General features: G+C 38.9%; 23 protein-coding genes. 22 read left to right on the forward strand and 1 reads right to left on the reverse strand.

The genetic code is table 11. The features are described from left to right. The 3 genes from ABIN91_RS10350 to ABIN91_RS10360 form a co-directional block, all read left to right on the forward strand. On the forward strand, positions 1-752 hold a 752-nt coding region (locus ABIN91_RS10350), incomplete at its 5' end, for a DUF5131 family protein (protein WP_348051021.1). 17 nt (positions 753-769) lie between these two features. After that, on the forward strand, positions 770-1,297 hold the full coding sequence (locus ABIN91_RS10355) for a carboxylesterase family protein (protein WP_348051022.1): 528 nt from the start codon (positions 770-772) through the stop codon (positions 1,295-1,297). Then, complete coding sequence (locus tag ABIN91_RS10360; RefSeq protein WP_348051023.1) at positions 1,257-2,204, forward strand: carboxylesterase family protein; 948 nt, start codon at positions 1,257-1,259, stop codon at positions 2,202-2,204. Before ABIN91_RS10355 ends, ABIN91_RS10360 begins: the two co-directional genes overlap by 41 nt. A gap of 123 nt (positions 2,205-2,327) precedes the next feature. Here the strand turns inward: ABIN91_RS10360 and ABIN91_RS10365 are convergent, their stop codons facing one another. Continuing rightward, positions 2,328-2,621, reverse strand: a complete 294-nt coding sequence (locus ABIN91_RS10365; RefSeq protein WP_348051024.1) for a DUF6616 family protein — start codon at positions 2,619-2,621, stop codon at positions 2,328-2,330. Positions 2,622-2,915: 294 nt separating this feature from the next. Between ABIN91_RS10365 and ABIN91_RS10370 the strand changes: the two genes are divergently transcribed. The 19 genes from ABIN91_RS10370 (at position 2,916) to ABIN91_RS10460 (ending at position 21,030) form a co-directional block, all read left to right on the forward strand. Further along, complete coding sequence (locus ABIN91_RS10370) at positions 2,916-3,437, forward strand: zinc ribbon domain-containing protein (RefSeq protein ID WP_348051025.1); 522 nt, start codon at positions 2,916-2,918, stop codon at positions 3,435-3,437. Between the two features lie 41 nt (positions 3,438-3,478). Next, positions 3,479-3,850 carry a hypothetical protein gene (locus ABIN91_RS10375; RefSeq protein ID WP_348051026.1) on the forward strand — a complete coding sequence of 124 codons (372 nt, stop codon included), beginning with the start codon at positions 3,479-3,481 and terminating at the stop codon, positions 3,848-3,850. 1,299 nt (positions 3,851-5,149) lie between these two features. Further along, complete coding sequence (locus tag ABIN91_RS10380) at positions 5,150-5,680, forward strand: hypothetical protein (RefSeq protein ID WP_348051027.1); 531 nt, start codon at positions 5,150-5,152, stop codon at positions 5,678-5,680. 7 nt (positions 5,681-5,687) lie between these two features. Beyond that, positions 5,688-6,041: a hypothetical protein gene (locus ABIN91_RS10385; protein WP_348051028.1), complete on the forward strand. Its 354-nt coding sequence runs from the start codon at positions 5,688-5,690 to the stop codon at positions 6,039-6,041. 504 nt (positions 6,042-6,545) lie between these two features. Continuing rightward, entirely contained in the window at positions 6,546-7,877 is a 1,332-nt protein-coding gene (locus tag ABIN91_RS10390) for an O-antigen ligase family protein (protein ID WP_348051049.1), read from the forward strand. Between the two features lie 53 nt (positions 7,878-7,930). Continuing rightward, complete coding sequence (locus ABIN91_RS10395) at positions 7,931-9,511, forward strand: hypothetical protein (RefSeq protein ID WP_348051029.1); 1,581 nt, start codon at positions 7,931-7,933, stop codon at positions 9,509-9,511. After that, positions 9,502-10,710, forward strand: coding sequence for a sugar-binding protein (locus ABIN91_RS10400; protein ID WP_348051030.1), 1,209 nt, complete (start codon positions 9,502-9,504; stop codon positions 10,708-10,710). The genes ABIN91_RS10395 and ABIN91_RS10400 overlap by 10 nt, the downstream gene beginning before the upstream one ends. 38 nt (positions 10,711-10,748) lie before the next feature. After that, positions 10,749-12,221, forward strand: coding sequence for a TlpA disulfide reductase family protein (locus tag ABIN91_RS10405; protein ID WP_348051031.1), 1,473 nt, complete (start codon positions 10,749-10,751; stop codon positions 12,219-12,221). A 137-nt stretch (positions 12,222-12,358) separates the two neighbouring features. Beyond that, positions 12,359-12,577 (forward strand): hypothetical protein, encoded by a 219-nt coding sequence (locus ABIN91_RS10410; protein ID WP_348051032.1) that lies wholly within the window; start codon positions 12,359-12,361, stop codon positions 12,575-12,577. Positions 12,578-13,444: 867 nt separating this feature from the next. Beyond that, positions 13,445-14,065: a sigma-70 family RNA polymerase sigma factor gene (locus tag ABIN91_RS10415; RefSeq protein WP_348051033.1), complete on the forward strand. Its 621-nt coding sequence runs from the start codon at positions 13,445-13,447 to the stop codon at positions 14,063-14,065. Between the two features lie 137 nt (positions 14,066-14,202). After that, positions 14,203-14,439, forward strand: coding sequence for a hypothetical protein (locus tag ABIN91_RS10420; protein ID WP_348051034.1), 237 nt, complete (start codon positions 14,203-14,205; stop codon positions 14,437-14,439). Further along, complete coding sequence (locus ABIN91_RS10425) at positions 14,436-14,714, forward strand: recombinase family protein (protein WP_348051035.1); 279 nt, start codon at positions 14,436-14,438, stop codon at positions 14,712-14,714. The genes ABIN91_RS10420 and ABIN91_RS10425 overlap by 4 nt, the downstream gene beginning before the upstream one ends. After that, on the forward strand, positions 14,711-15,991 hold the full coding sequence (locus ABIN91_RS10430) for a recombinase family protein (RefSeq protein WP_348051036.1): 1,281 nt from the start codon (positions 14,711-14,713) through the stop codon (positions 15,989-15,991). The genes ABIN91_RS10425 and ABIN91_RS10430 overlap by 4 nt, the downstream gene beginning before the upstream one ends. Before the next feature lie 553 nt (positions 15,992-16,544). Then, positions 16,545-17,420 (forward strand): hypothetical protein, encoded by an 876-nt coding sequence (locus ABIN91_RS10435; protein WP_348051037.1) that lies wholly within the window; start codon positions 16,545-16,547, stop codon positions 17,418-17,420. Positions 17,421-17,568: 148 nt separating this feature from the next. Further along, positions 17,569-18,054, forward strand: a complete 486-nt coding sequence (locus ABIN91_RS10440; RefSeq protein ID WP_348051038.1) for a hypothetical protein — start codon at positions 17,569-17,571, stop codon at positions 18,052-18,054. Between the two features lie 21 nt (positions 18,055-18,075). Continuing rightward, complete coding sequence (locus ABIN91_RS10445; RefSeq protein WP_348051039.1) at positions 18,076-18,528, forward strand: hypothetical protein; 453 nt, start codon at positions 18,076-18,078, stop codon at positions 18,526-18,528. A gap of 4 nt (positions 18,529-18,532) precedes the next feature. Then, positions 18,533-18,955 carry a hypothetical protein gene (locus ABIN91_RS10450; protein ID WP_348051040.1) on the forward strand — a complete coding sequence of 141 codons (423 nt, stop codon included), beginning with the start codon at positions 18,533-18,535 and terminating at the stop codon, positions 18,953-18,955. A gap of 1 nt (position 18,956) precedes the next feature. Then, positions 18,957-20,150, forward strand: coding sequence for a tetratricopeptide repeat protein (locus ABIN91_RS10455; protein ID WP_348051041.1), 1,194 nt, complete (start codon positions 18,957-18,959; stop codon positions 20,148-20,150). Between the two features lies 1 nt (position 20,151). Then, entirely contained in the window at positions 20,152-21,030 is an 879-nt protein-coding gene (locus ABIN91_RS10460; protein ID WP_348051042.1) for a hypothetical protein, read from the forward strand. The last annotated feature ends 143 nt before the right edge of the window (positions 21,031-21,173 follow it).

Below are 21,173 nucleotides of genomic sequence, written 5' to 3' on the forward strand. Positions count from 1 at the left end.
TGTCTGTCATTTGGAACCTGTGGCACGGTTGTATAAAAATCAGTGAAGGCTGCAAAAACTGTTATGTTTTTCGCAGGGATGCACTTTATGGGATAGACAGTAGAAATGTCTATAAAACAAAAAGCTACGACCTGCCCATTAAAAAAAAGAGGGACGGAACTTTTAAAGTTCCTACTGGAGAACATTTGTGGACATGCTTTTCGTCGGATTTTTTTATTGAAAATGCCGATGAATGGAGAGATAACGCGTGGGCAATGATGAGAATAAGGCAAGATCTTTCTTTTTCCATTGCCACCAAAAGAGTTGAACGGATAGAGATGTGTTTGCCTGAGGATTGGGGATCTGGCTATGAGAATGTTTCTTTGCTTTGTTCAATAGAAAATCAAAAACAGGCTGATTTACGGTTACCTCTATTCAGGAATGTCCTCATTAAAAACAAATCACTTATATGCGAACCCCTGTTAGGGCCTATTGATCTCACAGAATCCCTTGCCGGGGGTTGGATAGATCAAGTTATTGTTGGCGGAGAGTCAGGAGATAAAGCAAGAGTATGCAATTTCGAATGGGTAGAAGGCATTCGGCAAGCTTGCGTTAAAAATAATGTAACTTTCATTTTCAAACAGACAGGAGCTCATTTTATGAAAGATGGGAAAAGCTATAATATAGCCCGAAAACTACAGTCGGCGCAAGCCAGAAAGGCAAATCTTAATTTCACTCCACATAAAGATCAACAACAACTTCTCAACAAATGATATAAACTCTAAATGTTATGAATAGCGAAAAAACAACCACTACCCCGGCGATCCGTTCATGGCTGGGCATCCCGTACGCTACCGCAAAACGTTTCCATAGACCCGTTTTACTGCCTTTCAACCCGGATCTTCCCTATGACCAAAAGGGGGCTGCACCCCTTCAAGCCGGTGACACCAGTTGGCTTGAGGCCGACAATGGCTTTAGCGAGGACTGCCTGAATCTCAACGTTTGGGCACCTGAGCACGCCGGAGGCCAACCGCTTCCTGTTATCGTCTACATTTTTGGCGGTGGCTTCGAGCTCGGATCAAACACACAAACTACCTCAAATCTTTCCGGGCTTGCTGCTTCCGGCCGCTGCATTGGTGTATCACTGAATTATAGGCTCGGCCCCTTCGGGTGGCTCTCGCTCTCCCAGTACGGGGGCGAGTTGGCGGACGCCAGCAACCTCGGCCTGCAGGACATCATCACCGCGCTCAGATGGGTTCAGCAGAACATCGCCCGCTTTGGCGGCGACCCTCAGAACGTCACCGTCACCGGGTCATAGCGCTGGAGCGTACTGCACAACCGCACTCATCGCCGCTCGGGCGGCAGATGGCCTGTACCACCGCCTTGCCGCATTCTCCGGTGGCGCATCCCGCATCGTTCCGGCTTGGTGGGCCGAAGAACTCGCGATCACATTTTTGACCGAACTAGGCATCGCGGACGACCCCAAACAACTATTCACCTTGGATGCAAAACTCCTGGCAGAGACACTAATCAGGGTCAGCCCGCGAGACATCGGCGACCGACACGGCATCGATAACACTACTATTGGCATTGTGGACGACCACGCTCAGATTGGGGCTGTTATTGAAGACACGCCGCTGCACATCCTCGAATCTGGAGGTCATCACAACATCGACATTCTCTTTAGCACCGCGACAAATGAGGCGGACTGGTGGGTCATCAATGCGACTGAGAAGTTCGACCCGGGGAGCATTGGCAACCTCGTTGACGAACTGGTAAAGAAGTCGCGGATCCCCCGAAGCCATGCTCAGCGTATCGTCGCCGCCTACGATGTAAACGGACGCACTCCGGTTGAGGTCCGTGGGGCGCTCTTCACCGATTATTTTTTTACCCTACCTGCCGCCCGTGCAGCGCTCGCTCATGCCGCAGCAGGCGGCAATGCTTACCTGCTCAGTGTTGGCCCAGCCGAGGGTGCACATGCGGTACATGGTACCGAAATGTACGGTATCGTAGGTCAGGTACGCCCCGGACAAAGTAATGAGCAAGCCATCCGTGACACCTTCGTCCGTGATACCCTCCTCGACTTCGCCACGGGTAACTACGACCGGCTTTGGAACGCCGTAACGACGAAACCCACCTCACATGGCATCGGCAACTCACCATACGACCCCACCGCCCATGCAGCCGAGGTATTGCGTACTTTCGAGGGCATTGAACGTACCTGAGAGCAGGTAGAGGATATAAAATAAAGTAACTGCCCGCATAGAAAACTGCGAGCGATTACTTTATTAAAGATTTACAAATCATGCTTTACGCAATGAAATAAATCTGTTAACAATTTTTTGAGGTTAAATATTAATGAGTTTTTCAAAAATATCCGTAGGTGCGCCTTTCAGGTTTAACTGGTCAAAGTAGTTAAACCAGCCTTCGCTAACCATCAGCTTTTGAACAGCATCTGCAAGCTCATCAGTTGGAATCGTCCAGATGACAAAGAAACCATGATCAACACGCTGAATGGTGTCCTGGTCATTTTCGTTCATGCTTACTATCGTTACACCCTGGTCCATCAGTCCCTGCGAGGAATCATTTACGTGAGTAAGGTTGCGCCGAAACGGTGTGGTTTCATTCATCATAATCTCCATGCAGGTACTGAAAAAGTGATAAAGACGATATATTAGCTATCAGTTTTAAGATATACTTTGTAAACAGCCTCCATTGCAAATTGGATATAATGTACCATTAGGTACCAAAACATGAGTAGTATTGGAAAGAATAGTAAAGTGGATATTCCGAAGCCATTGATCACCTCATCCTGAAAAAGCAACGTTTGGTTACCTGAACGCAAAAGACCCCGGCGGCAAAAGCACTTTAGAGGTTGATCCTCGTAGGGCATCGATCATTCAAAAGATATATTCTGATTCCTGTCCGGCATTCCCATGCACCTTGTTTTAAAAGAAGTCCGCACAATGGGCTTTACCATTAAAGGTAATAGTGCTATTCAAAAGGTGCTGAGCAATTGCGTGTATGCAGGCATGATAAAGGTGCCAGCCGATAAAAAACAGCCGGATCGATTAGTTAAGGCCATCCACATGGCTATCGTGTCAAAAGCTGATTTTTGGATAGCACAGGAAATGCTGGGCAACAAACGGCCATCCAAGACACAACCGGAAGAACGTTTTCCACTACGAGGTATATTGAAATGCTGGTGTGGACAACATATGACCGCCGGGTTTACGAAAGGTAAACGCAATTATTATTTGTACTACCGCTGTATAAAGCATACAGGTGTCAATATCTCAAGAATCGAATTGCATAAACAATTTAAGGCGTTACTGGATGAACTTAGCTTTAGCGAACCTCAAATTAAAAAGATAAGAAAACTGGTAAAAGGAAAGCTACAGGACGCTATCTCCGAAAAGGAAAACAGTATTGCTACCAAATCAAATCAAATCAATTAACAGAGGTCAATAAAAAAATAGAGAAACTGGAAGCGCGGCTGATGAATGATGAGATCGAGGCATCGACGTATAAAACATGGTTTCAGAAATATTCGTCTGAAAGGGCGCTGTTGCTCAAAGATATTGATACGTTAAAAAAGAACGGGAATGATAAGTGGCAGCGGCTGGAAAAGCTGTTGCCGGAGCTAATAAATATCCAAAATGTTTACGAAAGATTAAAGCCGATTACTGCCAAAATTCATATGGTTAAGACGGTGTTCAAACATAATATTGTTTATTCTGAAGGAGGGTTTAGAACACCCTCAATGAGTGAGGCGTTTGAAGATAAGTGCCTGAATGCCAATAAAAAAGGGCTGCTATTTTTGGAGCAACCCTTAGTGTTTTCGGGAGAAATTCCCTTTTGTAGCCCGTAGGGGAAAGATATCGAACCCCTTTATTTAAGATTATTGGCTTCATGATCATGGTTGGAGCCAGACTTGAACCAATTTACTCCTAAGGTGTGTATTTATTTCAATTCGATGTATAAACGCTGGCAAAAGGATTTATTTCGTAAATAATAATGAATTCTTCTGTCAGTTATTCTTTTTGCATCGATGTATCGTTTTTCCCACTAAAGTAATGGTTGGGTTTGATGGGCTATTGAGCTATCTATTCATTTAGGACTTGTGGTACGAAACGCCAACTATAGACAAACTTGAATTTATTGCGGTCATGATATTAAAACATAATGTTCGTATTTCAATAACCTTTATTATGGATTGTAATTATCATATTTGAAAACGTAAAAATTTCATGATCAGATCCCTACTATCCTTACTACTGTTTATTAGCTTCGATGCAAAGGCCGTTAATATATTACCAAAATTCCGCGTTCAAACTCAGGACGGGTCTTATATTACCAATCATACCTTAAAAAAAGACAAAAAACTGATATTCATCTATTTTAGTCCAGACTGTCCACATTGCAACTTTTATACGATTGATCTGATAGAGCATCTAAAAGAGCTGAAAGAAAGCCGGATCTTAATGGTAACGTATTCTAGCTTAAAGTCTATTCAACAGTTTTATAAAGATCTTCACCTTAACCGCTATCCTCAGTTTATCGTTTCAACTGAGGTAAAGCCTTATCCGTTATTACGACACTTCAATATAAGTACAATGCCTTTTACCGCTGTATATAATCGGAAACAGCAATTAAAACAGGTTTATCCGAAGTGCCCTAAAATAGATATTCTGTTAGACGCTCTTAAGAAAATGCAATAGTATGGCGTATATACCCCAATAAATAAAAACACATCATTTCTCATTTTCTTTGATTTACATTATTTAATATAAGGAGTGATTTTACCGAACCCCTGAGTATTTAATAATTTCTTATAAAAATCATTGGGATAGATCATTAGCGTTAATAATATGTAATATCGGTGCTTTTAATTAGTTAGTGCTGAATGAAATAAGTTGTTATAGCGAAGATTAGAAACTAAGCAGGACAGTACAGGATGATCGTTATATTTTAATAATATATAATTGAATATTATTTATAAGTAAATCGTTTAACTGTGAGCGATATTAATTATATAAACTAATAAAACCTGTCTTATCATGATCTTGAAGTATATCTCGCTTCCGCGCGACGCTTTTCTTGCATATTCCCTTTTGAAAATGTCATATTTAATACCATTATCCATAAAACCAATTAACATTAATCTATCATGAAAAAAAATCTAATCCTCTACACGCTAGGGTTATCAGTCTTGATTTTAGGCTCATGCAGAAAGTCAAGCAGCTTAATTTCACAGGACGGCGCTGTAGACACTGTTCAAATTGTGAATGACCTGAAAGCATCACCTTCATTTAATAAATACATGTTATTTACCGTCCGTCTCCAAAGAGGTTTATTAACTGATAAATACAATCTTAATCATGCAACTATAAGCAGCCTTAATCAAATCGCAAGTCACCATGATCGCAAACCGATCAGCCAGATTGCTGCGGACATGACGAAAGCCGGAGTCGACAATGCAAGAGAATTTGTTTTTTATAATATAAACAGAAGAAATTTTTACCAGATTGTAAAAAAGGAATTCCCTGCACTACAGAAGCTCACACCGAAGGAGCGTCAAAAAATATTCAAAGCAGCCTTCTATTCGGATCCAAAACATAAAAAAAACAACTTTCAAAAGCTTTTGGTTGAAAGGAAATTGACACAGGCGCAAAGAATTCAAACTCAACATTTAAACTAAACTGACAATGAAAAAGATCTTCGTAATATTGTTTATTGCCGTTTTGGCTATTCCTGTACTAGCGCAAAAGGCAACCTGGCGAGCCTGTATAGAAGACTGCGTAAATGCCGCCTTTGATCAAATTGAAGCCGCCCAAGATGAATGGGCCGATTCAACGATGGATTGTAGCCAGACATATGACGCAGCAGTATTTGACTATTACAATAGCGAAAGCAACGACCCAAACAAACTGGACGACCTGTTTGATACCTGGAACACTTGTGTAGGCGATGCCACGACCACGCTCAACGACGCTGAAGATGCTGCATGGGATGCGGAACATTCATGTAACACAGATTGCGGACCAGAGCCTGAGGAATAAGTTTATCGGTCTTCACATAATTCAGTTTTGTGTGAAGACCTTTATTCAAATTAACATTACTGAGCATAATCCTGTTTAAACAAAAGATTCCGCAAATTTTTAAAGGTCAAGAACTGCATTGTGAAAGAAAGTAAAGCTTTTTGGTCAGAAAAGACAAGATATCAAATATTAACAGGGCTTTTCATCACTAATAATTTCCTTCTGTCCTTCGTATTTAACAGCCAGGAGATCGTAAGGGATTATTATAGTGCCAAATTATTGATCACATTGATCAATTGCCTGTTGGTGAGTGTATTTTTAATATTTTCGATCATCTACTCAAATGCGATCAGATTTGGATTGAAAGCTATATTCATCATTGCAGTCTTTTTTATTTTATTGACCACATCTCTTTTAAACCATTCACTTGAAAAGAATTGGATACTGTTCATTGATTTGTTTTGCATTGTCATTAGTTTAACTCTTATTCAGTCACTCGATTGGGATGTTTACAGCAGCCATTTAATGATTTGGTTAGTCTTTGGATTTGTTTTTTTCCTATTTATCCTGACGATTAGCTATAACCATTTCAAATTTTTAGCTTTTATATTCGACAACATCATTATTCTGAGTAACTACCTTTCCCTTGTTACATGCTCATTTCTTGTTTTAAATCACAAAAAAAAGATTATCCACAATTCCCTATGCTTTCTCTGTTGGGCTTTGATTTTGTGCTTGTGTATATTCAACATGGCCCGTACCTCAGTTGTCGTCCTCGTTTTAACAGCAACGTTTATAATTTTCGAGCAGTATAACATAAAGTTCACGACTCTTTTCCGGGTATTCATTCCGGCGATAGTTATCGTAACTGCGGTAACATTTAAGCAAAATTCATCTGCGGGCCGGGCTTTTATTTTGAAACGTACTGTTGATATCATAAGAGAATATCCTATGGCAGGGGTCGGGCTAAACCGGTTTCCCTATTTTTATAATAAAGCGCAGGAGAATTATTTTAAAAATGGAAAAGCCACGCCCAATGAAATATTTTTAGCGGATAATGTTTTCACAGCTAATAATGAATTTCTTCAATCATTAAGCGAGTTTGGTATTTGGATCTTTTTAATTTTCAGTATTGGTTTATTCGTAGTTCTCCGACAGGAATTTCTCAAAAGGGATAACAACATAAGATTATGTACACTGTGGTATATGATGGTTGCTATATTGTTGCTTTTTTCATACCCATTGCGGAATTTTCAATTTGCAACCACGATATTATTGTTTTGGCTTTCGTACCAGCCGCAAAAGTTCTCTGTTAGAAAGCATCTTTTTATTGCCCGTGCGACAATGCTTTCACTACTATTGTTTTCATTTTATACCGTTTGCGGTCAATTTAGATTGATAACGGTATGGAAAGCTATTGACGATTCTTCCGATATAGAAGTTTCAGTGGTAGAATATGGAAATTTAGAAAAGCAGCTGAATTACAATGAAGCTTTTTTATTAAAATATTATCAGCTGCTATTCGCTTTTTCTGAGTTGGAAGAAGCGGAGAAGGTACTTGGTAAGGTTATCGTTAATAATTATTCAATCCCATTACTAATAAGGCGTTCTGAGATAGAAAAGGCTTTAAACAAAAAACAGGAAGCGGTTAACACACTCAGGCATGCTGTAAATATAGCTCCGGGGAAATTCTTACCCAGATATGAACTGGTAAAACAACTGTTGTATAACAGGGACTCGTTAAAGGCAAATTTGGAGGCATCTGATATCCTGGCCTTACCGATTAAAGTTCACAGCCCCAAAATTGATGAAATAAGAAACAACTGTCAGTTAATTATAGCGTATCACAGAAAATGATGACAACATCCAAAATCCTTATGCGGTTCGGTTTATTTGGGTTCATAGTATGTATGCTAAGTTGTAAATGCGGAACAAATAACAGCAGAACGCCGGAGGATATAGCACGCGTGATCAGACTAGCAGGAGACAACGGAAAAGAGTTGGAATTAGTGCTCGGTCATTACAGTAGTGTTGGAGATTCTCTTAAGCTTCGTGCAGCCTATTTTTTAATTAGAAATATGGAAGAGCAATTTCACTTCGAGGGACCAGGTGTGGATCAATTCGATTTGATCGCTAAAAAAATCGATTCTTTAGCCACGATCAAACAAGGCTATTTTAAAAAAGTAATTGATTCCTCCACAGCAGTTGATCCAGTCTTCGATACATTATCACCACTTAGAACATATCAAAGAAAGGTTCTTGATTCTCTTCAAAAAGCTACGGGCTATAAATTCGATAATGTACACAGAGTGAAAGACATCACAACAATACATTCAGAAATTCTTATTGATGATATCGACTATGCATTTAAGGCTTGGCAATTGCCATGGTGCAGGAAACGCTCATTTGATCAATTTTGTGAATTTATTCTGCCATACAAGATTTTCAATGAACAACCAACGCTCTGGCGAAAAGAAGTGTTTACACAGTTTAGTGATTTGATAATAAAAATGCGAAATGAACCCGATTTAAAAAAAGCATGTCTGCTGTTAAACCGTGATTTAAAGAAACGATTTTATTTGGAAGGTAGTCACTTTAAATACGGCCTGGATCTCAGTTTTAAAGAGCTTGATCTGCTAAAAATGGGCAAATGTTCAGATGCCAATCATTACGCTGCTTATGTAATGCGCGGCATGGGGGTACCGGTAGCCAATGATTTTACACCAAATTGGGCTAATAAAAATAAAGGGCATGATTGGTTGGTGTTATTAAATGGGTTACGGAATCAATCATTCGTCGGTTGTGAATCCGATCCCGGGTTAGATAAAATCTATTTCGCCGGCCATAGATATATGGAACGGCGATGTTCGAAAATTTTCAGGCATTTGTACGCGCCTGTACCTTCAAATCCAATATTCGACAGTGATGAAGATGAAACTCCGGCTTTTGTATCAGAGCGCGACCACCAGGATGTCACCGATCAGTATATACCTGTTTCAACTATAAACATACCTGTTCTGAACCCTAAAAGTACAGTGGCATATCTATGTGTATTCAATAACAACAAGTGGAATGCGTTAGCTGCTTCGAAGGTTGCCAATGGAACAGCAAGGTTCTCCGGAGTTGGCAGAGACATCGCGTATAATGTCATGGAATATCAGGATGAAACCTTACAGCCAATATCCGAAGTATTCATTTTAAATAAAAATGGCGCTGTACATTTTTTGAATGTAAAGCCTGGTAAACATCAAACGGTGATTTTGTTCAGGAAATATCCCGAAGACGATTCGAATAAAATCAAGATCAAAGGAAGTTATAAACTTTTTTATTATAACAAAGGTTGGATTAGCCTCGGACGACAAGAGGCTACTACCGACTCTCTGATTTTTACAAATGTCCCTTCGGACGTTCTTTTGGTCTTGAGGAACTTAAAGGAAGGAAGTCAGGAGCGAATTTTTACAATAGAAAACAATAAGCAAAAATGGTGGTAAAAACAGTAATGGCAAATTATCGTTCGGAATTATGCTGTCTATTTGCAATCTTGATCATTGCTTGCAACAGCCCTACAGAAAAAAACGAAAACGGCAGATCCACGATTAAGAATGATTTGATCAATGACGAAATTTATTCGCCAGATCATAAAGATTTTGACGGTTATTTTCCTAAATCAATTGCAAGCGTAAAGCCTTTGGCGATGATAAAAAATGTAGGGAATTTTTGTGATTCGTTCGTAAACTTCACAATAAAGAACCCGGGCAAATATAATATTTATGCGACCGGCGAATTGAATAATAGTATTATTAACGGCAATGGCGTTAAGTACATCAGATATGATCGAACAGAGTTATATTTTGATTTGAACAACAAAAAATCAAACAGGTTCGATAGTAAAGAAAATAAACAAGTAATACTTTCCTATGGCAGCCCTAATATTGATGGCTTGAATATTGGTGGTCAGTTTTTCACCAGACAAATTAATCCCTCAAATGACGAATACGACTTCATCGTCCAAATCCCGTGGCAGACTTTAGGTATAACTGTACCTAAGATTGATGCAAAAATCGGATTTAATCTTAGGGTCATAGACAATGACTATCCTGACGAGCGGCTCGATATTGATTATAAATATCGACCGTTAATAAAAAATCTCTTTAATCAGGACGAAGATGTATTTAAACCGTCAGAATATGGTACAATAGTTTTAGGTAAGAGGGATTCAGTTGCACAAAAGAAAAACTTTCTTACTATTCAGAAAATTGATGTAACCCCAAAAAATATTTTTGATCTTGATGATCAGTGCTGGTCAAAAGTTGCTTCCTACAATATTGATCAGATCGTGAATGGTAGAATGAGAGGTAAAAAAGATCTCAATGCGATCGCTAAATTTTGCTGGGATTCGAATAATCTTTATATCTTAATTCAAATTAAGGATAACTTTAAAATTTTCCATAACGGACTAATGGATTACGGCAGAATTGAGGACATAAATGGTAACGTGATCTGGGAGATGAACGATATTACATCAAAACATGCAGGGGGAGCTTTAAAAAATCAAAAAGTTGCAACACAAGTTTATTTAAAAGCCGGGAATTATAAACTAAGATATATTACTGATGAATCACATGCTTTTGACAATTGGAATGATAAAGCGCCGAACACGCCATTTTATGGTATTATGATCTGTAACTAACCAAAAGCAATTCAAATCATTCAGATGCAAAGCTCAATATGAAAAAAAGATTATTTTATTTACTTTCAATTGCCTTGACTATGATATGCGCTCATGCCAGTGCACAGGTCACAGTATCCGGAAAAATTATCCGGTATGCTGGGAGATCCATCACTTGTCACAATAGGGATCGGTATCTTCTCCAAATACCAGTGGATAAAATCGGCAACTTTAAAGCAACAATAAGCGTTGATAGTGGATACTATTTTTTCGATCAACACCTTTTTTACCTGGAACCTGGCTTTAATTTAATTGTGGATCTGCAAGATAGCATCTATAGTTTTAAGGGCAGAGGGAGCGTGGAAAATACTTTGCTAACTAAGATCAACAACACTTTATTGAGTTCATTACCTTTTGAAAATGGGAACCCGCAAAAGATATTTTTTTTAGAGCCAACTGAATTTTATAATTCACTCGCAGATTATCAGTCAAAAGTATCACAACTACTTTCTACTCAAAATATTAGCAAGTTTTTTTTCAGAACGCAAAAGCTTAAAGTTGAATACACGATCAAATACATAGAAAATGAATATTTAGCACATTACGGAATTGATCTGGACAGACGCAGGCAAGAAATTGAAGCGCTTAATAATACAAAGTCAAGCCAGACACGGGAAGAGAGATTAAATAGTCTTATAAACGCAAATAACGCCATGCGGACAAAAAGGCTTACCTCGCAACAAAAAAATGAACTGAACGCAAAGATATGGGAAAACTTTGATATTAACATTGAAATACTATACCGCTTCTCTTCCGAGTATATTAAACTAGTTGATAGCAGGCTATCTATACTTCAAAAGGCGCAGTTTACCAAGGAACCGTATCTAAGATCTAAGAATCTGAATGAGGTTAAAAGAGATATCGTGAAAAGCGAAATTTTTAATAACTATATCCGAGAGAAACTATTTTACTATTACACTTCTATCTTGTTGAAAACCGGGAAAAATTACGACCAATATTATAACGATTATCTTTCCTTGGCAAAGGACACAGCTAACATTGCAGAAATAAAACAACTCTATCAAAGTGAAAAACTCCTTTCTCCTGGTTCTCCATCACCTAAATTTGAACTTAATGACCCGTCAGGAAAAAAGGTTGCCTTAGATAGTTTCAAGGGAAAGTTCGTGTATATTGACTTATGGGCCACCTGGTGTGGGCCATGCATAGAGGAAATCCCTGCTTTAAAAGAAATTCAAAATAAATACCAAAATAAGAACATTTGTTTTGTAAGTATTTCCATAGATAACCCTGGTGATACTCTGAAATGGAAAACTTTTATTACCTCGCATTCATTGGGAGGTACTCAACTTATTGTGGAGAACGCGTGGAACTCAGATTTTATTAAAAAGTATGGAGTAGCCACTATTCCGAGATTTATACTTATAGATACCAATGGAAATATCGTTTCTGCAAATGCAGAGCGACCTTCTGTTACATCACTCCAAAACACATTAGATAAACTGTTACTATAAAGGCTCGAACTTACTTATCTATTTACAATACTTTCCGCCACTTGATCGTTTGTGCTGCGGGAAAAAGTGTACAATTTAATACGTTCAATAAACTTTAATCCCTTAACTTAATTAGTAAAGGCGAAGCTTTGCGCGTATTGGAAGCTCAATTGGCTGATATGCCTAATCAGGGCGAAAGCTTAAAAACGGTAGAACAGTTGTTGGATATCGTTATCGAACGCTACACCAATATTCAATTAGAATACAGAAAAGCACCAGTTACAGAGAAGCGTAAGATCGTGGGTTCGATGTACCCTAAAAATCTGTGTTTCGACGGCAAAGAACATCGAACCCCTTATACCCCCCCCTTTGAATAGGTCGGCGGCTATTGTTTCCATCTTAGGAAACGGCCAGATGTCCGGTTGTATCACAACCGAAATCTGGCCGCCCTTACTCCGAAGTCGTGGGCGGTGATAAAATCAATGAAGAACAGATAAAAATGATCTGATTAATCTGCAAGAGATTTCCCGATTCTAAGCTAATGAATTGAACACACTGATGATCCGATGCAAAAGCCAATCAGTTTTTATGCCTATGAAACTCCCTGTATATCCAATCCTATTGAAAAAAAAATCAATTCCTTCCCCACTCTAACTCTAATTACAGCACATTAAAAAGTAGGTTAAGGGTTTTCGGTAATCCGATAGCTTAAAGATGCTTATTCGATTTTTCAGGAAGGAAAACTCTGGGAGACAAGCCAAAGTGGTCGGCGATCTTATCAATATGGTTCAAGTTGTACTTGGCTCTATTTTTTGTGCTTTCGACATTAGTAATGAATGACCGCTTGACTCCCAAAATCGTAGCGATATCGTCTTGCTTTAAATTGTTTTTGATTCTCAATTCGATAACAAAATCAATTACATGCTGCTCAATGGCTGATATGTTAATGTTCTGCGGCATCCAGCCATAAAAGAATGTATAAAAAATTCACATAATGACATACATGTGTGTCATTATTCGTATATTAGTATTTATTTAATGATAGATAAAGAGGTTACTATTGTAGGACTTTTATAGAAATATTTAAGTACGCCTATTAACCTCGCGCGAAATCTGTTCCTGTAAGTGTGGCTTCTCTGCCCTGTCGTAAAGGGGTTGTAGCTTGCTTATGTTATGTAGATTGCCTCGAAAGAGGATGGCTTTACCAGAGCCTAAGCGACATGACAAGGTGGACTAAACATAATTTGGTTACCACCTTAGAGGCGAACATATCAATAATCGAAATTGTTGGGCAGATGGAAAATTATAAAAATCTCACAGACAGTCAACTGATCTCTCTTTTGCAAGAGTCGGATCATGCTGCTTATACGGAAATCTACAACCGTTATTTCTATTTATCTTATGTCGAAGCATATAAGAAACTCAGAGATGAAGAACAGGCTAAGGATGTTGTTCAGGATATTTTTACTCAGTTTTGGTTTAAACGAGAGGCTGAATTATCAGGTGTGAACCTCGCAGGATATTTTTATATGGCTGTAAGACATAAAATATTCAGTTTATTTGCTCACGAGCAGGTTAAGGTAAAGTATGCCGATTCACTCAAATACTTCTTCGATTCAGTTGAGAGTGTGCCGACCGATCATTTAGTCAGGGAAAAAGAACTAAAGGCACATATCGAAAAATCGATACAGGCACTCCCTTGGAAAATGAGAAGGGTATTTGAATTAAGCAAAAAGGAAAACCTATCTCATACCGAAATAGCGACTATGCTTAATACCAATGAAAACAACGTCTCCCAACATATCAGTGGTGCGCTTCGGGTACTTAAAACGAAGTTGGGGGCATTTTTATTATTTTTCCTTTAGAATCACTAAAATACACAGGTTATAATACATAGCAGTAAATTTTGATAGGGTACAAGGGTACGAAATAGGGTACAACTCATTATTGTACTTTTATACATCCCAAATGTCTACAATCTTTGTCAGATCAAAGATTGTAGATGAATATAGCTTTCATTACGCCTTTGATTTTTAAGCAAAGTGCGGTGATGGGATCTGGAAAAAGGGGGCATATTGGAAAGGTTGTTAGTTCTCAGAAACGAGGCATTACCCCTGAATTTGCAATTAAAGAACTTCGTAAACAGGGCATTGAAATTGACGAAAAACAAGCTGAAAATATTTTGGAAATGATGTATTTTTTAGATAAATTAGTTGTAAATCAAAGCTTTAAGTTATGAAAATAGCCGATTTATATATAAGGGTAAGTACAGATGAGCAGGCAGATAAAGGTTATTCTCAGCGTAGCCAGGAAGAAGTATTGCGCAAGTACTGTGAGATCAATAAGATCAGCATCCGAAAGACAATTTTTGAAGATCATTCCGCAAAAACTTTTATACGGCCACAGTGGCAAGAGTTATTAATCAATCTAAAAAAGCACCGTTATAAGATCGATCTGCTACTATTCACTAAGTGGGACCGCTTCAGTCGTAATGCACCTGACGCATATCAATGATTCATACGCTCAAAACCCTTGGCGTTGACCCACAGGCGATCGAACAGCCATTAGACATGTCGGTACCGGAGAATAAAATGATGCTTGCTATATACCTTACAGCACCGGAAATTGAAAATGATCGTAGGGCTTTAAATACGTTCTATGGTTTACGCAGGGCAAGAAAGGAAGGTCGTTGGACTTCGCACGCTCCTGTAGGGTATTTGAACAGGCATGATGAAACTGGCAAAAAATATATAGCCATCGATCCGAAACAAGCGAATATCATGGAATGGGCGTTTAAGGAATTGTCTAAAGGGCTTTATTCATCAGGGGAAGTCTTTCGAAAGGCGGCTGAAATGGGACTTGGTTGTAAGCGCAATAACTTTTTTGTTGCGATACGCAATCCTGTTTATTGCGGTCGTATTCTGATCGTCAAATATAAGGATGAAGATATGCACACCGTTAAGGGGTTGCATGAGGGCATTATTGGCGAGTCTCTGTTTTACGATGTTCAGGACGTGTTAAACGGTAACAAAAGAGTTGAAAAGACAAAGATACATTCACCTGATATGTTACCGCTAAGGGGCTTTATGCGCTGTTCTAAGTGTAATCGCATCTTATGCGGCAGTGCTTCAAAGGGAAGAAACGGTTACTACTATTATTATCACTGCTCATCAGCCTGCGGTTGCCGGTATAAAGCAGAAGAAGTAAATAAGCTATTTGTTAACCAGTTAGAACAGTTCACAGTAAAAGCCGAGTATTCAGAGTTGTTTTCAGAAGTGATCGCCGACAGCTACAATGGCCAAAATAAAGGGCAGCGCAACAATCGTTCAGAATTGCTTAAAGAGATAGATGCGTTAAGCGATAAGCTAAAGCGGGGCAGGGAATTACTATTAAATGGAGATATTGATGGCTCTGATTATCGAGCCATTAAAAAGGAGAATGAGGGCAAGATTGAAATATTGGAAGCCAAGTTGTCTGAAACGATGTCTAACGACACACCAATTGAAGACATAAAACCCTTGCTAAAGAGAGCGATTATCCGTTTAACTAAACTTCAATCAATCTACTCAAATTCAGGAAATTACGAAAAAAGAGAGTTAATTGGTTCGATGTACCCCCAAAAATTCACATTTGAAGAACTGCAACATCGAACCGCTCAAGTGGGTGAGTTATACTCTTGTATCTACTTGATAAATAGTAAATTACAAGGCAAAAAAAAAGGGCAAGCGACCGAATTTTCGTGCTTGCCCACTGTGGCTCCTGAGGCTGGGCTCGAACCAGCGACCCTCTGATTAACAGGAAAATAGCAGCTTAAATCTTGTTATATTTATCGTATCTATGAAGTGAATTCTGAGTTGATATAGAAAATCAATTGTCTAAATAATAGCTATTTCTGATGAATATTTCGGCTTAGTAATGGGCCAGATGCATATCAGGACTCCAGCCACAAAAACATAATCGCCCTCATCCTATAACCTTTACTTTTCATTCCTGTGGACGCAGTGTGAAGGGACGTGGCGAATAGGTATTTATTTGAAATTTATCGTATATAGAAATTTAATGATGGAATATTAAATTAACAAAAGTTCTGTTTTTAATTTGGTACGCAAATCTTTTATCATTAAACAGCCTAATGACTATCCATCTTCTTAAAAAGACCAAATTCAGCTTTGTTAACGTTCACAGTTGCTGTAGCCAGTAAAATAAAGAAGCACCTGTCTTGAAAGAATCCGAGACTCAAATACTATATTACTACAACTACGTAGATTAATATACCCGACCATAGGTATTGTGCTGATGGTTGGGCTGGTTTAGTTTTGGTTACATCAAAATTAACACTAGGATATGAAAAGATATTTACTTTTTCCACTATTAATACTTGCATCTAATTGGGCCAACGCGCAAAGTTTGACCTTTGTAAAATGTGTATCAGGCGATTGCCAAAACGGAATAGGGGTAGCAGAATTTATGGCTGCCAAGAATGACCCGATTTCTGGCACTGTTTTGTATATCGGAAATTTTAAAGAAGGTAAATTGTCGGGCGAAGGAACGATCAGCAATGACAGCTACATATACTCAGGAAGCTTCGATAATAATTATTACAGTGGTTATGGCACTAAGTTTCAAACTAAAAAAGTACGTGATGTAAACGTACCCGATAGCACCGGATGGGTGGATTTCTACCGCTGGGACGAGGATGGCTGCTATATAGGTATGACTTTGCAAAGGGATAACGAGAAGGTTGCGCAACACCATGGATATAATAAAAAACACACGAAATTTCGGGACAAGTCCGCGTTTGACGACGAATGGATAATGCAACACTTAAAGGCATTAATAGCTTCAGGCGCAAGGGGCCACGTTATTCAATATGAAACAAATATAATTGCACAAAAAATCATTAGTGCACGAAGAGGCCAGCCGTCAAAGCTAATTACTTGGGATTGTCTTGCCGACCGCCAATATTATGTTACTGCAAGCGCCTGGGAAAACGGAAAGTTTGCGCAGATGCCTTTTGGCGGTTATGTAAACTACCAGGTAACAGCAGAAGATGGCTCTGTAGTTTTTGAGGGCCGTGCTGACCGATACTGGACACCTATCAAAGATGGAAAATATAGTTTTACAGTAAAATTTGACCAAGCCGAAATTAGCGGCAATGGTAATTTATATGTTGAGGGAGTAAACTTAACCTGCTCCTTAAGATCGCGCCGTGCATTCTAAAATCCGCTGCCATTTCAAAACAGTTAACCGCTTATCAGAAAACATCAATTACCTTATTACAACTACGTACAAAAATATACCAAACCATCGGTATTGCGCTGATGATAGGTCTGGTTTATTTTTGGTTATATCAAAATAATGCCGGGTCATGAAAAAATTTGCTTTTATATTCCTCCCTTTTCTGCTTATAAGTTTTTACACAAAAGCGCAAGCTGTTGCCCCTGTAGTTGTGCAATTACGTGAACTTCTTGTTAGCGCTAAGACCAATTTTGCCGCTGATCTGGGTAAAAAGATACAGGACGATGCAGCTAGTAACAGCTATTATGAAACCAAAAAAACTTCTGAAGCGGCAGAGACGGTTATTATACATAAAGCTGCATCGGGGCAAAATATGTATATGATAATACTAAGCAATAAAGCAGATGACGTGCCAAAGGTTATTCTATTGGTAGATCAATACATGGATGAATTGAATCGCATGATTAAGACCGGTAATTACATCGGCGAGGACAGGAAAGACAGCAACGGGAAGGATATTACCGAGGTGAAAGATAAAGCTGGGAATATCGTGCTGCGGTATGCCAGCGATAAAGCATCGCAAATTATTTACCTATACGGTTACACAACTAAATAATTTTTTAATTAAATAATTACCATGAAAAAATTAATCTTATCAATTGTCTTATGCGCCATTTGCTGCGCTGTTTTTGCACAGCAAAAAAAGTTTAAACAGTTAAAATATTATACGGGGGGTGGCAAGCCGGGTATGTTGGACTATGGGGTATTTAATATAACAAAGCCGAGGGCGTTAACAGGAATTATCACTATTAATCTTTCAGATTCAACCATTACCATCCTTGATAATGGCACCGTTAAAAATAAATTGAAAATATTTTTAGTGGATCCCGAAGAAATAACCAACCCGGACGGCAGCAGGGTATTGACTATTGAAACAACTAACGAGAAGTATGGCTTTAATGTTACCGTCTATATAATACGCGATCAAGAGAATACGGCAAAGAAGGAAATGAGAGTTATTACAAAGTATGAAGGTAGTTCAAGCGATGAATATCCATGTGTCTATCTCGAAAATTTATTTGAAAACTAAAATCATGAAAAAACTAATTACAACATTCGCATTAACCTGTTTTATTGGAGCAGCCTTTGCACAACAAACATTTAAGCCAATTCATTTTACATTCATCAGTGAGTTTTGGGGAAAAGGCGGGTCAACAAAAGGTATGGCTAATGGCACTATTAGTATCAGTACCGAAGATTCGGTTATCACTATCAATGATACAAAGATAAGAAGTTTTAAATTTTATCAGCTACTCCCAGAAACGACCAGTTTTTATGAAGATAAAATATCCGTTAAAAACCTTACTTTTTATTGTAAAGATAAAGATAATGCCACATGTTCTTTTAAAATATTCAGACAAAGTCAACCAGGCAAAAAAGATGCTATGGAAGCATATGTGATTTACAATGCTGATACTTATACAGTATATAAATGTGATTTTTTAAAGATACTTTAATATGAAAAAGACCATCTCGTTATTTTTACTAACCATCACCTATCTAATAGGTTACAGTCAGCCTGCTATAAGCCCTGCCGAAAGGGAAGGAACAGATTTCTACAAACAGGGCAAATCGGCCGAAGCTATCGCATCCTTCAAAAAAGCATTAGTTGAAAGACCAATCAGCTTATACAGCATGAATGCTCTCGGTAACTTATATTTAATGGATAAAAATTACCAGGATGCATACCTGATAGCAGACAAAGGCATGTCGCTTTCAAACGGCGCGCCAAATTTTATAGTGGTAAAGGCTAAGGCAGCCCTCAGGATAAATAAGGCACAGGAAGCATTAACGATGATAGATAAATACCTGGCTACTCATCAACCTGATTTTATGATGCTTTTTGTAAAAGGGGGAGCCTTTAATGTATTGGGGGACAGGCAGCAAGCGTTAACCTTATTTAGCCAGAGTATTGCGGCTAATGCTGATTTCCCGGATGCATATTTAGCACGCGGTGAAGATTTTGAAGGGATTGCCCGTTACCCGCAAGCATTAAAAGATTATAATAAATATATTTCCTTAAGGGATGATAACCCCGAAGCCTATTATCACCGGGGTATTGCCTATTACCATAACGCCCAACCCAACGAAGCTCTGGCAGACTGCAATACGGCAATTGCACTATCCCCAAAAAACGCCGAAATATTGACCTTCCGCGGCGAGACATATAAGGCGTTAAAACAAACCGACAAAGCTATGGCGGATTTTAATTCGGCTATGGCGATAGATCCAAATTATGCTATTGCTTATTATCAGGCAGCAGGCACTTACATGGAATCAAAAAATTATGTTGCTGCCTTGCCATTAATTAATAAAGCGATTGCTTTAATACCAAACGCTGCGGAGTATTATTGGATACAGGCCAGATTATATTTATATACCCAGAAAAACAATGAAGCCTTAACAGCAGCTAATAAGGCTATTGAATTTAATGGCAAAGCCCCCGAAGGTTATATGTGGAAAGCTTCCGCTTATTTCAATCAGGAGAAATACGATGAGGCTATAAAAACCATCACCGATGGGATCACTATCAATCCTGATTATTATTTGCTTTACACTTTACGCGCATCCATGTATAGGGATAAGGGACATACCATACTTGCAGATGCTGATGACTTAAAAGCTAAGCAATTAGCTGCCAATATCAAGTAAAATGAAAGCTGTTACTCTCTTAATGCTATATATGCTTGCTATTGGCAGGCTAAATGCCCAATGTACATCCGGAAACTGCACTGCTGGCACCGGGACTTATAATTATGGCTGGTGCATTTATACCGGTGAGTTTAAAAATAGCAAGCCCGAAGGCAAAGGCAGTATGAAGTATGATGATTACACTTACGCCGGGCACTTTGCGAATGGGCTGGAAGATGGCGAGGGTGTTATTACGCATACGGACGGATCGCGGGAAACGGTAACCTACCTCGCTGGTAAAAAGGTAACTTCCGTTTTGTCTAAAGTTTTAGAAAAAGATTATAAGCCAATTATTGTGCAGGATGTACATTGTTTAAGCGGTGATTGCGTTACAGGGTACGGCACTTATCAGTTTCCATCGGGCAATAAATACACGGGTATGTTTAATAACCGTAAGCGGGAAGGAAAGGGGATTTTCAATTTTGTAGATGGTGATAAATTTGAAGGAGGTTTCCATAATAACGAAAAGCAAAGCGGCACCTATTCATTTAGCACAGGCGCAAAATACACAGGTGATTATGATAGCAATGGTTTAGAATACAATGGAACTATTACTTCTGTTACAGGCATGGCTATACCTTATGTTAAAGGCAGGGCCATTATACCGCCTGCACCAAAAATGCCTGTGGGTAATTATGATCTGCGTGGCGATACGCGGACAGCATCTGGCCCGGCCCAACGGATAAAAATGCCTTGTTCAGTATGTTTTGGCACCGGTAAAACTTCCCGTACAGAAGACCGGTCAAATTACGGTGGTGCGCAGGGCGGCAGTCGGGAATATACAAGTATGGCGAGGGTGTACAGCTCTTGTTATAAGTGCCACGGTTCTGGCGTGGAGTAAAATTAGTTATATTTATGCCTTAACGCTTGCCCAGGATATAAGGCTACTTACGATTTACATGCTAATCAGACACACTAATGTTAACTGATATTTATAAAGGTGTTAAACATCCTATATTAATCACCTTGCTGTGTATTAATTCG

This window comes from Mucilaginibacter sp. (assembly GCF_039921305.1).
GTDB lineage: Bacteria > Bacteroidota > Bacteroidia > Sphingobacteriales > Sphingobacteriaceae > Mucilaginibacter.

What these genes read in the sequence shown, in the direction of transcription:
- ABIN91_RS10355 (WP_348051022.1), top strand. Translation starts at nt 770, where the DNA reads ATGAATAGCGAAAAAACAACCACTACCCCGGCGATCCGTTCATGGCTG.
- ABIN91_RS10365 (WP_348051024.1), bottom strand. Translation starts at nt 2,621, where the DNA reads ATGGAGATTATGATGAATGAAACCACACCGTTTCGGCGCAACCTTACT.
- ABIN91_RS10370 (WP_348051025.1), top strand. Translation starts at nt 2,916, where the DNA reads ATGCACCTTGTTTTAAAAGAAGTCCGCACAATGGGCTTTACCATTAAA.
- ABIN91_RS10375 (WP_348051026.1), top strand. Translation starts at nt 3,479, where the DNA reads ATGAATGATGAGATCGAGGCATCGACGTATAAAACATGGTTTCAGAAA.
- ABIN91_RS10380 (WP_348051027.1), top strand. Translation starts at nt 5,150, where the DNA reads ATGAAAAAAAATCTAATCCTCTACACGCTAGGGTTATCAGTCTTGATT.
- ABIN91_RS10385 (WP_348051028.1), top strand. Translation starts at nt 5,688, where the DNA reads ATGAAAAAGATCTTCGTAATATTGTTTATTGCCGTTTTGGCTATTCCT.
- ABIN91_RS10390 (WP_348051049.1), top strand. Translation starts at nt 6,546, where the DNA reads ATGATTTGGTTAGTCTTTGGATTTGTTTTTTTCCTATTTATCCTGACG.
- ABIN91_RS10395 (WP_348051029.1), top strand. Translation starts at nt 7,931, where the DNA reads ATGCTAAGTTGTAAATGCGGAACAAATAACAGCAGAACGCCGGAGGAT.
- ABIN91_RS10400 (WP_348051030.1), top strand. Translation starts at nt 9,502, where the DNA reads ATGGTGGTAAAAACAGTAATGGCAAATTATCGTTCGGAATTATGCTGT.
- ABIN91_RS10405 (WP_348051031.1), top strand. Translation starts at nt 10,749, where the DNA reads ATGAAAAAAAGATTATTTTATTTACTTTCAATTGCCTTGACTATGATA.
- ABIN91_RS10420 (WP_348051034.1), top strand. Translation starts at nt 14,203, where the DNA reads ATGAATATAGCTTTCATTACGCCTTTGATTTTTAAGCAAAGTGCGGTG.
- ABIN91_RS10425 (WP_348051035.1), top strand. Translation starts at nt 14,436, where the DNA reads ATGAAAATAGCCGATTTATATATAAGGGTAAGTACAGATGAGCAGGCA.
- ABIN91_RS10430 (WP_348051036.1), top strand. Translation starts at nt 14,711, where the DNA reads ATGATTCATACGCTCAAAACCCTTGGCGTTGACCCACAGGCGATCGAA.
- ABIN91_RS10435 (WP_348051037.1), top strand. Translation starts at nt 16,545, where the DNA reads ATGAAAAGATATTTACTTTTTCCACTATTAATACTTGCATCTAATTGG.
- ABIN91_RS10440 (WP_348051038.1), top strand. Translation starts at nt 17,569, where the DNA reads ATGAAAAAATTTGCTTTTATATTCCTCCCTTTTCTGCTTATAAGTTTT.
- ABIN91_RS10445 (WP_348051039.1), top strand. Translation starts at nt 18,076, where the DNA reads ATGAAAAAATTAATCTTATCAATTGTCTTATGCGCCATTTGCTGCGCT.
- ABIN91_RS10450 (WP_348051040.1), top strand. Translation starts at nt 18,533, where the DNA reads ATGAAAAAACTAATTACAACATTCGCATTAACCTGTTTTATTGGAGCA.
- ABIN91_RS10455 (WP_348051041.1), top strand. Translation starts at nt 18,957, where the DNA reads ATGAAAAAGACCATCTCGTTATTTTTACTAACCATCACCTATCTAATA.
- ABIN91_RS10460 (WP_348051042.1), top strand. Translation starts at nt 20,152, where the DNA reads ATGAAAGCTGTTACTCTCTTAATGCTATATATGCTTGCTATTGGCAGG.